The sequence below is a fragment of the Stenotrophomonas sp. HMWF023 genome, from assembly GCF_003060985.1.
GTDB classification, from domain to species: domain Bacteria; phylum Pseudomonadota; class Gammaproteobacteria; order Xanthomonadales; family Xanthomonadaceae; genus Stenotrophomonas; species Stenotrophomonas lactitubi.
Window position 1 is genome coordinate 1 of record NZ_QAIJ01000307.1, and the last position, 13,096, is coordinate 13,096.

Genomic DNA, 13,096 nt, shown 5'->3' on the forward strand with positions numbered 1-13,096 from the left:
CTCTGGACCAGTTTCGAGTGGAAGCTATGGCAGCGGCAGCGGCAGCGGCAGCGTCACCGTCGGCGGGCCCAAGCCAATTGGTCGCCCCACACATGAAGACTGAAATGATTGCAAATTCTTTAATGAACTGGCGGCCGTCATAGGCCGCCTTCTTCATTGCCGCAACGGGACAGCTCTTTTGCCAGGAAGATAGCCTCGGTCCGGTTCCACAACTGGAGCTCTGCCCACGCTGCCCGCTCTGCCGCGCTGGTGCCGGCGCGGAACGCATCATCCATCGCCTTCGGGGTCTTGAGCCGCCTCTTGCCCGGGTCGTGGGCGTAGAGCGCGGCGAACTCCTGCAGCGACACGGTGGCGCCGGTCAGGCATACCGCGCCGCGAGCGAAGGCTGCGTTGGTGCTGACGGAGGTGCGTTCATGGCTGAGGCAATCGACCACCGCGAGGTCGGCCGGCAGCTGGCCAGCATTGAGGGAGTGAACCTGGACTCGGCCCCGCCGGGGACGCTCCGCCTGTGGGATGCCCGATCCGCTGTTCGCCGTGCACAAGGACACGGTGTCCGACTGGCCCGCCTCGGATGCCAAGCGGGCTGGAATCGGCGGTAGCCTACATCGGCTACGGCACACCTTCTGCGCCCATATGGTCATAGCCGGGGTGCCGCTGCGGCGGGTGCAGATCCTGGCCGGGCACGCTGATTACGCCACGACCGAGAAGTACCATGCGCACCTGACGCCTGGAATCCGGAAGCTCCGCAGGGCGACTGGCGACTGGCATGGATGGGCGACACCGAAGACGGTCCCTATGCGTGGTTCGTTCGACCGATGGCGCTTAGACCGGAACCCGCCGCCCCGCCCGCGCACGCCGTGAACCTGGGGCCGGTGCGCGCGGCACTGCAAGCTGCTGAGGGCCTCTGTGTCTGTTGCGCATCGGTTGATGGTTATTCCCGCAACGAGCTCCACGCGTTCGGCGTGAACATGCGCAGCCAGTTCCGCGACGCGCTGGCCCTGATCGATCGCAAGGCCGTGAGCAATGGCTGACCTAGTTAAGACAGAAGCGCTCGACCATAGGGAAGTTGGCCACGAGCTGGCCCGGCGCTCGGGAGTGAACCTGACGCGCGCACGGAAAGGAGTCGTGCGGCTTTGGGAAGCGCGTGGCTTGGCGCTGATTGCGCTGGTCAACGGTGACGAAACAGAGGTGGAACGGATCATGGCGCCCTACAGGCGCAAAGGAGAACCGAGTGGGAGCGGCTGAAAATTTAGATCTGTCCGGGAAGGATTGGCTGACGGTTGAGGAAGCCGCGCACTATTGCGGCGTGTCCAATAGCCAGTTCCGCAAAAATGCCCTGAGCTACGGCCTGACGCCGCGGCGCTTTATGGGGAAACAGCTGTACGAAAAGGCGGCGCTCTATGCCGCGATCCAAGGTGCTGAAGAATGGCGAAGGTCCGACTCTACTGGCGAGGCACAAAGGCCTATATCGACTGGGTCGAGGGCGGCGAACGCTTTCGTCGGTCCATTGGGCAACTTAGCGCCCGTGAGGCGGAGGGAGTACGTAGCGCGAAAGAAGCCGAGCTGACGCATGGCGTCCGGATCCTCGCACGCCTCCCGAAGGTCCGGGACTACCTGGAATGGTATCTAGACTGGTACGCCGCCGAGCACCCGACAACCATCTCCAAAGCCAGAAGCGAAATGAAGCGCTTCATCGAGCGCTTTGGCCACCGCCCGATCGACAGCATCCGCGCAGTGGAGGTGGAGCAATACAAGCGCTCCAGGCTGCTGGACGACAAGGCAGCAAAGGAGACGGTCGGGAAAGAGATCCGTAGGCTCAAGGCGGCCTTCAATCGCGGCATGGAATGGAAGGAACTGGATGTAAATCCTATGGGCCCCGTCAAAGCGCCCAGAGGCGTGCGCAGCGTTGCGGTGAAGTTCTACGACCGGGCCGCTATGCGGCGCCTGTACCGTGCCAACCCCGCACGAGCTCCTCTTTGGATGTTCATGGCACACACGGGGCTGCGCCGCGGTGAGGTCATCGGCCTGGAGAAAGCGTCTGTAGTTGGCAGCCGCCTCCTGGTGGAAAGCGATCCAGATGAGACTGGCGCCGGCCGTACCAAGTCAGGCAAATGGCGAGAGGTTCCTCTCAACCGCTACGCCAGATGGGCGCTGCGCCATCTGCCGGATCCACTGGTGAAGGTGCACAAGGACACCGTCTCAGACTGGTTCGCAAAGGATGCAGTTGCCGCCGGGATCGGCGAGCACCTTCACCGCCTGCGGCATACCTTCTGCGCTCATATGGTCATGCGCGGGGTGCCCCTACGACGGGTCCAGGTGCTAGCCGGGCACGCGGATTATGGAACTACCGAGAAGTACTATGCGCACCTGACCCCGGATGGCGATGAGGTCGCAGTAAATTGCCTGCGCTTCTAGTCTTGGTGATACACGGCACGAATTGATGCGTCAAGTGCGGGGAAATCTCGGAAAGGCACCCAATCAAGCCAAGGGCGGGGCGTTTTCGCACCAATCTCGTCGTAGAGGTAATCCGCAACCTCCCTCATACGAACTGCAATAATTTCGACCTGCGCAACCAAATACTGAATCTGCAATTGGTCTAGTCTTCCATAACTCTTCAAAACTGACTTTTGATTTGATGCTGAGGCCTGAATCATTTTTAGCTGCGCACGGCAATCCACAATGATACGCATCTTTCCTTGAGGCAACCCAAGCAACTTACCAATATCACCCAGCTCGTTCGGCACCGAGAAGCGAGCGATCCAGTCAATGATGACGACCGCTCTACGAACATTGACCTTTTCCAAAGGTAAGTTCCGGGAAATCCGAACTGCCAGTTCCATGTCGGCAAAAATAGGCCATGCCGCGAAAGATACAGCTAGATCAAAGGCGTCTTTATCACGCCGCGCCCGCTCATTACGGGCCTCGTTTTCGCGACGAAGCACCTCTCGACGTGCAGCTTTAGCGATCAGAATGGCGGAGATTGCAGCGATCCAAGTGCCAAGTGCAGCAGCACCGTCTGCAAAGGAGCCCCAGACAATGCTCCCACTGCCGTCACTACTGAAATAAGTGCTAAAGCCGAGCGCCGCCCCCATTACGAACGCTATTAGGGTGTGCCCCAGCAGCTCATTCCAGTGATCCACTGCCGGCGTCTCGCTGTGTGAGAAATTACCTTCCACGCTCACGCCATCCTCGCGCCACTCAGGTGTGCCAACTGTGCCAAGCCCCTACCCCAATTGACCTAGATAAGCCAATTCCGACATCGGCCACTCGCCGTAAGCTATTGATTCTGGTGACCCCGGCCCGATTCGAACGGGCGACCTTCCCCTTAGGAGGGGGACGCTCTATCCAGCTGAGCTACGGGGCCATCGGCATCGTCACAGGATACCGCGTCCAGCTGAATGGACCAAGCGGCTGAAAGGGCACCGACAGGCGGGCGCCCGTAAGCTGGTCGCCCTCATCTCCGCATGTGTCATCGATGCAGAACGTCTGGTTGTCCCTCTCTGCCGTCGGTGACAGCCGTTGGCTGCTGCCCATGGCCCTCGTGCTGCTGTGTGCCCTGCCCCGCTCCGATGCACGGCTGAAATGGCGTTGGCTGACCGCCATCGCCGTCACCGCCAGCGTGACGCTGGCCTCCAAGCTGGCCTTCATGGGCTGGGGGATAGGCATCGAACGCTTGCACTTCACGGGATTCTCCGGGCATGCCGCCATGTCCAGCGTCATCTACCCGGTCGTTGGCGCATTACTCGGCGGTTCCGGCCGCCACGCGCGCGTAATCGGGTTGCTGTCAGGCTGCCTGCTCGCGTTTGCCATCGCATGGTCGAGAATTCCGCTGCACGCGCACAGCCTGTCCGAAATTCTGGCAGGGCTGGCACTGGGCCTGGGATGCAGCACATGGACCCTAAGCACTGCTCCACCCGCCAAGCGCCCCGCCGTCGCGACCTTGTTGGCCGCGGTACTCATTGGAATGATTCTGCCTCTCAGCCTGCCGCATCTGCCCACCCATCAGGTGGTCATCGCGCTGGCAAAGGCGCTCTCGGGCCGGACTGAGGTCTTCGATCAGTTTTGAGGACCGCAGTTCGGGCCGCACAAATCCTTCACTTTCCTTGACAGGGTGAATGAAGATTGGCCACCATAGGGGTGGAAAAATTTCCCTCACGGAGTAGGAGACCCCGTATGAAGAAGATGATTGCCGCCCTGGTCCTGCTGGGTTTGTCCTCCCCGGTGCTTGCTCAGGAAGCTCCCGCCGCTGCCGAAACCAGCGCTGAAGTCGCGGGCACCGAAGCCGCAGGCGCTGCTGCTACCGGCACCCTGACCACCGCCGCCACCATCGGCCTCGGCGTTGCCGCTGCTGCCGTGGTCTACAGCGTTGCTGCTGACAGCAGCAAGGACGACGCAGGTAACGACAACGGCGGCACCACCAACCCGCCGGGTGGCACCACCGGCTCGACCGGTACCACCGGCACCCGCTGATCGGATTGCCGTTGTAGTACCCACGCCCTCGCCGGGCGGAAGTTCGGCGAGGGCTTTTTCATGCCCGTTCGGGCCAGGAATGATTAACGATGGACTGCAAGCGTCTCGTCGCCGTCATGGCGTTCGTCCTCACCGTGTCCGGCTGTGTGTGGGCCCCCGGCCAGCACATGCGCTCGAATTCACTGATGGGCAACAGCCAGCAGGTAGGCAATGATCAGATCGAATTGATCCCGATCACACCCAAGCTGATCGCCATGGAGCGTGCCACGCAGAACGCGTCCGGCCTGTCCAGCACGTTGACGCAGTACCAGCCCGGCCCCTACCAGATCGGCGCAGGCGACATCCTGTACATCACGGTCTGGGACCATCCCGAACTGACCGTGCCGGCCGGCCCGCAGCAGCAGCTCAGCGCGGCAGGTCGCTTGGTGCAGTCCGATGGCACGCTGTTCTATCCCTATATCGGCAAGGTCGCCGCTGCCGGCAAGACACCGGCCGAGCTGCGCGAAGAGATCACCACCCGCCTGGCCCGCTACATCGAGGCACCGCAGGTGGATGTCTCGATGTTGACCTACGCCAGCCAGCGCGTCTGGGTTACCGGCGCATCGCGCCAGGCCGCCACGGTGCCGCTGACCGTCACCCCGCTGACCTTGGGCGATGCCATCAGCCAGGCAGGGCTCGACCCGGCGCAGGCCGACCTTTCAGGCGTCCGCCTCACCCGCGACGGCACCACCTACACCATCGATCTTGATCGCCTGGGCCGCAATGGCGGCGGCGAAACGAACGTCTTCCTCAAGGCGGGCGACCACCTGTATGTGCCCTACCTCGACCGCAAGGAAGTCTTTGTCGTCGGTGAGGTCAATCAGCCCGGCGCGATGAACTTCAAGACCAGCGAAATCTCCCTGAGCCAGGCGCTGGGCCGGGCCCGCGGCCTGTTGCAGACCACCTCCAACGGCAACGCGATCTATGTGATCCGCGGCTCGAACGACCTGCAGGACACCCCTTCGCAGGTGTTCCATCTGGAGGCGAAGTCACCTTCCGCCTTCGCCGTGGCCAGCCAGTTCAACCTGCAGCCGGGTGACGTAGTGTTCGTCGGCGCGGCCGGCGTCACCCGCTGGAGCCGCTTCGTGAACCAGCTGCTGCCGTTCACTGCCATCATCAGCAATGCGGCCAGTGCTCGCAACGATCTGGACAACTGACGAGGTACGCATGAGCAGGAACGCTCGAGCCCCCCTCGCTCTCCAGGGTCTTCGCTTCGCACTACTGGCCACGCTGACGGTCACCGCAGTGACCGGCTGTGGCGTGGTCAGCCGCAGCAGCGTCAAAGCCGTCCAGCTTGCCGTACAAGGCAAGCCGGACGTGCAGCCCACCGCGGAGGACGTCGCCCGCAATCGCTACCCGCAGATCAAGGTCAATGGCCCTGATGGCGGCGCGATCCTCGTACTGGGTGCGATCGATGATGGCCGCCAGGCGTGGTACAGCAGCGAGCGCAGCATCGTGTTCCTGCGCAACGGCCTGGTCGAATCCACCCATGGCGGCAGCCCAGAGCTGCAGCAGATGCGTATCACGGGTCACAACCCCTTCCTGGACCTGCGCAAGGTACGCGAGGGTGATGTCGTGGAACGACAGTACGACGTCATGCCCGGTTACCGTTTCGGCATGAAGGTGACCGGCACCCTGCATCCAACCGGCCTGGAAACCGTCGATATTCTCGGCCGCCCACGTCAGCTGGCGCATATCCGTGAGCAGCTGCGTGGTGAGGGTTGGAAGCAGGACAACCACTATTGGGTGGATCCGTCCAACGGCTTCATCTGGAAAAGCCGCCAGGCCATCGCACCGGACACACACCTGGAAATCATCCAGCTCAAACCCTACTCGCCGGATCTGCAACCCCGATGACGCAGCGACTGATCGCCCTGGCCCTTGGCGTTGCGCTCGCCGGTGCCACCGAGGCGTCCTCTCCAATCTCCGTGGAGACCTACGGCCATGTCCAGTCACCGGGCAGGCACGCGCTGGCTGGCGATGCGCGCCTTAGCGCTGCTGCCATTGCTGCCGCCCCGGATGAGAACGCCTACATGGCCGGCGCGGCATTGCTGCGCACGGATGCAGTGCTGGCGCAGGCGCGCCTGAAGGCAGGACTGCTGTTCGATCTCGAGACCCTGGCAGCGCTCCAGAACGCACCGGACATCGCCGACGCGGCCGCACAGATGGCACGCGAATTCGGCGCCCTGCCCGTCACCGGTCGCGAGCCGCAACTGCTGGCACCGCGCTCGCTGGCGGCCGACCGCAGGCTGGACCGTCCAGCCCATACAGGCGATCGATTGATCTATCCCTCGCGACCAGAGACCGTGACCGTGACCGGCGCCGTCTCGCATCCATGCGTGTTGCCACACGTCGCGATGCAGGAAGCACGCATCTACCGCAACCAATGTGCGCCATTACCTGCCGCCAGCCCTGACGACCTGTATGTGATCCAGCCCGATGGCCGGGTCAGCAAGATCGGCATTGCCCTGTGGAACCGCGGCCCGCTCACTACGCTGGCGCCGGGTGCGATCATCCACGTCCCCATCGCAGGGGCCGCCGTGCGTTCACGCACCCCCGATATCAACGATGAGGCCGCGCGCTTCCTCGCCACCCAGGTGCTGGACGCGCCGGGAGTTCCAGATTGATGTGCCGTAACCGATTGCCGCTGGCTCGCGCCGGCGCCGCCCTGCTGAGTCTGAGCATCAGCGCAGCCCTGCACGCCCAGGAAGGCCCCACCCCCACCGCCAGCGACTGGGGCGGCATCGGCCTGCTGCAGACACCCAGCGCACGCATGAGCGACGAAGGCGAACTCAGCCTGACCGCCAGCCACACCTCCCCCTACAGCCGCTACACCGTCGTGATGCAGCCGTTGCCGTGGGTAGAAGGCTCGTTCCGCTACATCTCCGTTGCCAATCGCCGCTACGGCTCCGAATGGCTCAGCGGTGACCAGAACTACAAAGACAAATCCATCGACCTCAAACTGCGTCTATGGCAGGAAGGGCGCTGGCTGCCCGAAGTCTCCGTGGGCGCGCGCGATCTGGGCGGCACCGGACTGTTCTCCAGCGAGTACATAGTCGCCAACAAGCGGTTCGGATCGGTGGATGCCAGCCTTGGCGTGGCCACCGGCTACATCGGCAACCGCGGCGACCTCGCCAACCCCCTTGGCGCCCTCGACGATCGCTTCAAGGAGCGGCCCGGAGTCAACACGCCCGGCGATTTCAACACCAGCGCGATGTTCCGTGGCCGTCTCGGCGTGTTTGGCGGCATCAGCTACCAGACTCCGTGGGACCGCCTGCAGCTGAAGCTCGAGTACGACGGCAACGATTATCGCAACGAGCCGCAGCGGAACAACCAGAAGCAGTCTTCCCCGATCAACCTCGGCGCAGTGTTCACGGTCAACAACAGCGTGCTTCTGCACCTGGGTTGGGAACGCGGAAATACTGCCATGGTCGGCATCACGCTGCGATCGAACCTGGCCCAAGCCAAGCCCATGGCCAAGCTCATGGACCCGCCACCGGTCGCCCGCAGCAGCACGACCGACAAGGCGGCCACCGCTCTACCGGCAGGCGCGGAACCGGCCACGACCGATTGGCCAGCCATCGCCCATGAGCTGGAGGAAAACGCTGGCCTGCGGGTGAAGCGTATTGATCGCAGTGGACAAGAGTTGATCGTCAGCGCCGAACAGCGCCGCTACATCTACCCCGCTCAAGGCATCGGCCGCGCCGCGCGCATCCTCGATCCGCATACGCCAGAGGAGGTCAGCTGGTGGACCCTGCGCAACGTCCGCCAGGGCCTGCCTGTTGTCGAGACCAGTCTTGAGCGGAAGACGTTCAACGACTACCTGGACGACCGTACCGATCTGGCAACGCTCAGCCGCCATGTCGAAATGGGCGCCCCCTATGCACGGCGTTCGGAAAATCTGTACGAGGCACCGCTGAAACGTTTCGATGGCGGATTCAACATCGGCTATCGCCAGTCTGTGGGTGGGCCGGACGGCTTCATTCTGTTCCAGGTCGCGGCCATGTACGGCGCAACCTTCCGCTTCAACGACAATCTGTGGTTGAGCGGCAGTGCCAGCTACAACGCCTACAACAACTACGACAAGTTCAAGTACGACGCGCCGAGCCGACTGCCTCGCGTGCGTACGTATGTGCGCCAGTACCTCACCACCTCGGACTTCACGCTGCCCAATCTGCAGCTGACCGGCACCAAGCAGCTCGGCCGCGACCTGTACGGCATGGCCTACGCAGGCCTGCTGGAGTACATGTATGGCGGCGTGGGTGGCGAGATCCTGTATCGCCCGATGGACCAGCGCTGGGCGCTGGGCGCAGAACTGAACTGGGTCAAGCAGCGCGATTTCGACCAGCGCTTCAGCTTCCGCGATTACAGCGTCACAACCGGTCACGCCACGCTGTATTACCTCTGGGGCGACAAGCGTCGCATCATCAGTGCGGTCAGTGCAGGTCGATACCTTGCCAAGGATTGGGGTGCCACCGTATCGGTGGCCCGCGCCTTCGACAACGGCGTGACGATGGGCGCCTACGCCACCAAGACCGACGTTTCGTCCAAGGACTTCGGTGAAGGCAGCTTCGACAAGGGCATCTATTTCTCGGTGCCGTTCGACTTCATGCTGCCGCGCTCGACCCGCGCCCGCGCCGATTTCCTGTGGAATCCTCTGTACAGGGATGGCGGGGCACGCCTTGCTCATTCGCACAGCCTGTATCAGCTGACATCCGAACGCGATTCGGAGATCTTCTACAGGAACTTCGACGCGATCGAGAAGTGATGCAGAAAGAAGGCGCCTTCATCAGGCGCCTTCTTTGCTTTACTTCTTGAATACGCCGACCAGCTTGTTGCCGTCGAGCACCAACAGCGACGAAATCCTGCGTCGTTCCATCAGCACCAGCGCATCTTCCACCCGCGTGCCCACGCTGACGTGTGCCGGCGATGCGGTCATCAGCTCGGCAGCCGACTTGTCGAACACCTCGCGACCATGAAGCTCGAGCGCACGACGGATATCACCATCGGTGATGATCGCGTGCCCCGACCCGGTCTGCACGATCGCCAAGCCCAGGCTGGAGCGGGTAATCACCTGCAGGACGTCCATCATCGGCGAGGAAGCGTCGACCAGAGGCAGTTCGCCCGCGACCATCTCATGTTCAACGCGGGAAAGCAGACGCCGGCCCAAGGAGCCGCCCGGATGGAAACGCGCGAAATTCTCTGGCTGGAAACCCCGCGCTTCCATCAACGCAACCGCAAGCGCATCGCCCATCGCCAATGTTGCCGTGGTCGATGCCGTCGGCGCCAACGCCAGCGGACAGGCTTCCTGCGCGACACCTGCGTCAAGGTGACAGTCTGCTGCCTGGGCCAACGTCGACGTCGGACGGCCAGTAATGGCTACCAGGAAGTTCCCGTTGTCTTTCAGGAACGGCAACAGCTTCACCACCTCTTCGGTTTCACCGGAATAGGAAATCGCGACGAATACGTCCGTAGCGGTCACCATGCCCAAATCGCCATGGAAGGCTTCGCCCGGGTGCATGAAGAAGCTGGGAGTGCCCGTACTGGCGAGCGTGGCCACAATCTTGCGTCCGATGATCCCGGACTTGCCCATGCCACAGACGATGACGCGCCCCTGCGAGCTCAGTATCTGCTCGACTGCCTGGGTGAACTGCGCATCCAGCCTGCCAGCCAATGCGGCCACGGCAGATGCCTCGATCTGCAGAACGCGCTTGGCCGATGCAATGTGATCGGTGACCGATACGACGGAGGACATACCTTGTTTCCTTCTGATGATGAACCGCGCAACCCTGCGCGGACTACTGAACTGCTCCAGCGGCATTCCATCCGGCGATAAGCGGCGCGTACGCCTCCTTCAGGCCAACGCCACCTTCGGCAAGCACCCTCTCCGCCACCTCCCTGCCGACGCCGCGCCCGCCCTGCGCATCGGCCACCACATCTGCGGCAGCCAATACCAGCGGATGCGCGTCGGACGGGGCGTAGAAACGCCCCACCCGGCCAGCCAACGGCAGGTCCACGACGTCGTCCCCGACATAGGCGATCTCGGCTTCATTGATGCCAAGATCACCACAGATGGCGGCCAACGCATCGAGCTTTTCGAGACGGCCAGTCACCGCCACATCCATGCCCAGCTGCTGGATCCGGAAGTCCAGGGACGGGCTTGCCTTGCCCGACAGCACGCCACAACGGATGCCATGCACCCGCAGCAACGCCACGGCAAGGCCATCACGGACGTTGAAGGTCTTGAAGTGCTCACCCTTGCCGTCAATGTGCAGCCCGCCATCAGTCAGCACGCCATCCACATCGAACAGGACCAGCTTGATCGGCCCTTGGTACTTCGTGGACACCATGTCAGGCGATGTCGAGCTTGGGCAGCGACTTCACCAGATCGTCCACAGCCTTGATCTGGGCCAGGAACGGCTTGAGCACACTCAGCGGCAGCGCGCTCGGCCCGTCACAACGCGCGTTGTCGGGGTCCGGATGGGCTTCCAGGAACAGGCCTGCCAGGCCGACCGCCATGCCGGAGCGGGCCAGTTCGACCACCTGGCGCCGACGGCCACCCGAGGCCTCGCTGCCGGAGTCGCGGCGCTGCAGGCTGTGGGTCACATCGAAGATGGCCGGCAGGCCACCGGTGGCCTCGATCATCTCGCGGAAGCCCAGCATGTCGACCACCAGGTTGTCGTAGCCGAACTGGGCGCCACGCTCGCACAGAATGATCCGCTCGTTGCCGGCCTCACGAATCTTGCTGGCGATGTTCTTCATCTGACCCGGGCTGAGGAACTGTGGCTTCTTGATGTTGATCGCGCGACCCGTGCGGGCGATGGCGTTCACCAGATCGGTCTGCCGGGCCAAGAAGGCCGGAATCTGCAGGACATCGACCACTTCAGCCACAGGGTCCGCCTGGGCGACTTCGTGCACGTCGGTGATCACCGGAACACCGAAGCGCGCCTTCACTTCCTGGAAAATGCGAAGGCCTTCCTCCAGGCCGACGCCACGGAAGGACTTGATCGACGAACGATTTGCCTTGTCGAACGACGCTTTGAACACATAGGGGATGTTCAGTTCGCGGGTGACCTCGACATACTTTTCAGCAGCGAAAAGCGTGGAATCGAGGTCTTCAAGGACATTGAGGCCGCCGAACAGGACGAAGGGGAGGTCGTTGCCGACGACTATCTTCTCAGAAATGGAAACGCTCATCACACAACCTCTTATTAATGGTTAACCGTTCGCACCCACGCCTGTTGGCCAGGGTCATAGGACCGCACGACTCTCGCAGGAGAGCCGACAATAACGGAATTAGCAGGATATTCGCCCCGGACCACGGAGTTCGCGCCAACTACACAGCCATCTCCCAGACGGGTTCCGGGCTGGATCCGCACCCCCATTCCAATGAAACAGTTCCTTCCAATGCGGGTTTCCTTGGTTGTATGCCCCTGAGACATCACGGGCACGCCAACCTCTTGGTAATCGTGGTCAATATCGGTGATTGATACGAATCCAGCAATCACCGTGCCCTGGCCAATAACAAGTCGCTCGCCACAAGTAATATGCACGCTTTGACCCAAAGCCACATCGTCCTCGATCACCAGCTCACCCTGACCATGACACTCGGCCCGGAGCCCCGGAAAAATCCGTACACGGCGACCCATAGTCATCCTGCGAAGCCCTAGCATGAACGTTGGCGGCCCCATATATCCCGGGAACCCGAACGCGCCCATGAAGCAGCGATAAAGGAGGGAGCGAGCAACCCAGAAAAACTTGAATAAATAGCTCATCTCCCGCCCTCCAGGCTGGATGCAGACGACACTCGAATCCAAGCCGAATTCTGGGGGTCGTAACGTCTGACTGCACGCGCTGGTGCACCCACCAGCACGGAGTGCGGAGGGAAACTACCCCTGACCACAGCATTGGCTCCGACGACGCACCCATTGCCGAGAATTGTGCCCGCCTGAACTCTGGCGCCGACTCCGAGAAAGCAGTTGTCACCGATGCGGGTGGCCTTCACTGTCACGGGCTGATGCGCTACTGGCATTGATATATCCTCATACTGATGGTCTGTATCAGTTACAAACACACCCGAAGATATTAAACATCCAGAGCCAATTGAAAGCGCCGAGCTGCAGATGACGTGGAAATTCTGACCAATCGAGACGTCGTCGCCCACGGTCAGCGCCCCCTCCTCAAAACACTCTGCCCTCATGCCCGGAAAAATTCGCACTTTCCTGCCAAACGACATTCGACCAGGACCAAGAATGAATACCGGGCGACCCAAATAGCCCGGCATTCCGAAGGATCCGAATATCAACTTGTAAACTAACGCGCGCAGGACCCAGGTCATTTTGTATATTCGATGCATTGGAGCTCCCAACTCAGAAGTCGGCCATCAGGATCGGCCAATACGAGCAGAGCCCCTGCTCGCCATTGAAACGAATCGAACGAGGATGAAAGCAATCAACAGCAAGGTGCCAGCCTTGAACATGATGTTGACGCTGTATGCCATCCATCGAGGAAAGGTGAAAAACAGGAACGTGGCGTATACCGCAAGCAGTGGATATCGACAACTGTACTTCATTACCCATCCGAACAG

At 61.9% G+C, this 13,096-nt stretch carries 16 protein-coding genes and 1 tRNA gene; 9 read left to right on the forward strand and 8 right to left on the reverse strand.

What is annotated here, in order from left to right:
• Nucleotides 1-137: 137 nt before the first annotated feature.
• Entirely contained in the window at nucleotides 138-578 is a 441-nt protein-coding gene (locus tag DBR20_RS17980; protein ID WP_181393126.1) for a hypothetical protein, read from the reverse strand.
• Between DBR20_RS17980 and DBR20_RS23450 the strand changes: the two genes are divergently transcribed.
• From DBR20_RS23450 to DBR20_RS18010, 3 genes are all read left to right on the forward strand, one after another.
• Nucleotides 514-861, forward strand: coding sequence for a tyrosine-type recombinase/integrase (locus DBR20_RS23450; protein WP_258223420.1), 348 nt, complete (start codon nucleotides 514-516; stop codon nucleotides 859-861). The two genes, DBR20_RS17980 and DBR20_RS23450, sit on opposite strands and share 65 nt — an antisense overlap.
• Nucleotides 771-1,031: a hypothetical protein gene (locus DBR20_RS22205; RefSeq protein ID WP_108267405.1), complete on the forward strand. Its 261-nt coding sequence runs from the start codon at nucleotides 771-773 to the stop codon at nucleotides 1,029-1,031. The genes DBR20_RS23450 and DBR20_RS22205 overlap by 91 nt, the downstream gene beginning before the upstream one ends.
• 394 nt (nucleotides 1,032-1,425) lie before the next feature.
• The gene (locus tag DBR20_RS18010) at nucleotides 1,426-2,415 is read left to right on the forward strand and encodes a tyrosine-type recombinase/integrase (RefSeq protein ID WP_108267409.1); all 990 of its coding nucleotides are present in this window, start codon (nucleotides 1,426-1,428) and stop codon (nucleotides 2,413-2,415) included.
• On the opposite strand, the gene DBR20_RS21965 is transcribed toward DBR20_RS18010, so the two are convergent.
• Together DBR20_RS21965 and DBR20_RS18020 are read right to left on the reverse strand one after the other, a co-directional pair.
• Nucleotides 2,412-3,176, reverse strand: a complete 765-nt coding sequence (locus DBR20_RS21965; RefSeq protein WP_146187050.1) for a hypothetical protein — start codon at nucleotides 3,174-3,176, stop codon at nucleotides 2,412-2,414. The two genes, DBR20_RS18010 and DBR20_RS21965, sit on opposite strands and share 4 nt — an antisense overlap.
• Nucleotides 3,177-3,287: 111 nt before the next feature.
• Nucleotides 3,288-3,364, reverse strand: a tRNA-Arg gene (locus DBR20_RS18020).
• Between the two features lie 111 nt (nucleotides 3,365-3,475).
• Between DBR20_RS18020 and DBR20_RS18025 the strand changes: the two genes are divergently transcribed.
• The 6 genes from DBR20_RS18025 (at nucleotide 3,476) to DBR20_RS18050 (ending at nucleotide 9,277) form a co-directional block, all read left to right on the forward strand.
• Nucleotides 3,476-4,066: a phosphatase PAP2 family protein gene (locus DBR20_RS18025; protein ID WP_108267413.1), complete on the forward strand. Its 591-nt coding sequence runs from the start codon at nucleotides 3,476-3,478 to the stop codon at nucleotides 4,064-4,066.
• A 107-nt stretch (nucleotides 4,067-4,173) separates the two neighbouring features.
• The gene (locus DBR20_RS18030; RefSeq protein WP_108267415.1) at nucleotides 4,174-4,470 is read left to right on the forward strand and encodes a hypothetical protein; all 297 of its coding nucleotides are present in this window, start codon (nucleotides 4,174-4,176) and stop codon (nucleotides 4,468-4,470) included.
• 89 nt (nucleotides 4,471-4,559) lie between these two features.
• On the forward strand, nucleotides 4,560-5,666 hold the full coding sequence (locus DBR20_RS18035) for a polysaccharide biosynthesis/export family protein (protein ID WP_108267417.1): 1,107 nt from the start codon (nucleotides 4,560-4,562) through the stop codon (nucleotides 5,664-5,666).
• A 10-nt stretch (nucleotides 5,667-5,676) separates the two neighbouring features.
• Nucleotides 5,677-6,366 (forward strand): YjbF family lipoprotein, encoded by a 690-nt coding sequence (locus DBR20_RS18040; RefSeq protein ID WP_108267418.1) that lies wholly within the window; start codon nucleotides 5,677-5,679, stop codon nucleotides 6,364-6,366.
• Nucleotides 6,363-7,136: a capsule biosynthesis GfcC family protein gene (locus DBR20_RS18045; protein WP_108267420.1), complete on the forward strand. Its 774-nt coding sequence runs from the start codon at nucleotides 6,363-6,365 to the stop codon at nucleotides 7,134-7,136. The genes DBR20_RS18040 and DBR20_RS18045 overlap by 4 nt, the downstream gene beginning before the upstream one ends.
• A complete protein-coding gene (locus DBR20_RS18050; protein WP_108267422.1) occupies nucleotides 7,136-9,277 on the forward strand; it encodes a YjbH domain-containing protein in 2,142 nt (713 codons plus the stop codon). The genes DBR20_RS18045 and DBR20_RS18050 overlap by 1 nt, the downstream gene beginning before the upstream one ends.
• A gap of 39 nt (nucleotides 9,278-9,316) precedes the next feature.
• Here the strand turns inward: DBR20_RS18050 and DBR20_RS18055 are convergent, their stop codons facing one another.
• The 5 genes from DBR20_RS18055 to DBR20_RS22390 form a co-directional block, all read right to left on the reverse strand.
• Nucleotides 9,317-10,264 (reverse strand): KpsF/GutQ family sugar-phosphate isomerase, encoded by a 948-nt coding sequence (locus tag DBR20_RS18055; protein WP_108267424.1) that lies wholly within the window; start codon nucleotides 10,262-10,264, stop codon nucleotides 9,317-9,319.
• A gap of 43 nt (nucleotides 10,265-10,307) precedes the next feature.
• Nucleotides 10,308-10,859 (reverse strand): HAD hydrolase family protein, encoded by a 552-nt coding sequence (locus tag DBR20_RS18060; protein WP_108267426.1) that lies wholly within the window; start codon nucleotides 10,857-10,859, stop codon nucleotides 10,308-10,310.
• A 1-nt stretch (nucleotide 10,860) separates the two neighbouring features.
• A complete protein-coding gene (kdsA, locus tag DBR20_RS18065; RefSeq protein ID WP_108267428.1) occupies nucleotides 10,861-11,706 on the reverse strand; it encodes a 3-deoxy-8-phosphooctulonate synthase in 846 nt (281 codons plus the stop codon).
• 14 nt (nucleotides 11,707-11,720) lie between these two features.
• Nucleotides 11,721-12,284, reverse strand: a complete 564-nt coding sequence (locus DBR20_RS18070; protein WP_108267430.1) for an acyltransferase — start codon at nucleotides 12,282-12,284, stop codon at nucleotides 11,721-11,723.
• Between the two features lie 594 nt (nucleotides 12,285-12,878).
• Nucleotides 12,879-13,096 (reverse strand): hypothetical protein (locus DBR20_RS22390; RefSeq protein WP_219927829.1); only part of this gene is annotated, 218 nt, incomplete at its 5' end.

What these genes read in the sequence shown, in the direction of transcription:
- DBR20_RS18055 (WP_108267424.1), bottom strand. Translation starts at nt 10,264, where the DNA reads ATGTCCTCCGTCGTATCGGTCACCGATCACATTGCATCGGCCAAGCGC.
- kdsA (WP_108267428.1), bottom strand. Translation starts at nt 11,706, where the DNA reads ATGAGCGTTTCCATTTCTGAGAAGATAGTCGTCGGCAACGACCTCCCC.
- DBR20_RS18030 (WP_108267415.1), top strand. Translation starts at nt 4,174, where the DNA reads ATGAAGAAGATGATTGCCGCCCTGGTCCTGCTGGGTTTGTCCTCCCCG.
- DBR20_RS18010 (WP_108267409.1), top strand. Translation starts at nt 1,426, where the DNA reads ATGGCGAAGGTCCGACTCTACTGGCGAGGCACAAAGGCCTATATCGAC.
- DBR20_RS18060 (WP_108267426.1), bottom strand. Translation starts at nt 10,859, where the DNA reads ATGGTGTCCACGAAGTACCAAGGGCCGATCAAGCTGGTCCTGTTCGAT.
- DBR20_RS18070 (WP_108267430.1), bottom strand. Translation starts at nt 12,284, where the DNA reads ATGAGCTATTTATTCAAGTTTTTCTGGGTTGCTCGCTCCCTCCTTTAT.
- DBR20_RS18040 (WP_108267418.1), top strand. Translation starts at nt 5,677, where the DNA reads ATGAGCAGGAACGCTCGAGCCCCCCTCGCTCTCCAGGGTCTTCGCTTC.
- DBR20_RS18050 (WP_108267422.1), top strand. Translation starts at nt 7,136, where the DNA reads ATGTGCCGTAACCGATTGCCGCTGGCTCGCGCCGGCGCCGCCCTGCTG.
- DBR20_RS18025 (WP_108267413.1), top strand. Translation starts at nt 3,476, where the DNA reads ATGCAGAACGTCTGGTTGTCCCTCTCTGCCGTCGGTGACAGCCGTTGG.
- DBR20_RS18035 (WP_108267417.1), top strand. Translation starts at nt 4,560, where the DNA reads ATGGACTGCAAGCGTCTCGTCGCCGTCATGGCGTTCGTCCTCACCGTG.
- DBR20_RS22205 (WP_108267405.1), top strand. Translation starts at nt 771, where the DNA reads ATGGGCGACACCGAAGACGGTCCCTATGCGTGGTTCGTTCGACCGATG.
- DBR20_RS23450 (WP_258223420.1), top strand. Translation starts at nt 514, where the DNA reads ATGCCCGATCCGCTGTTCGCCGTGCACAAGGACACGGTGTCCGACTGG.
- DBR20_RS18045 (WP_108267420.1), top strand. Translation starts at nt 6,363, where the DNA reads ATGACGCAGCGACTGATCGCCCTGGCCCTTGGCGTTGCGCTCGCCGGT.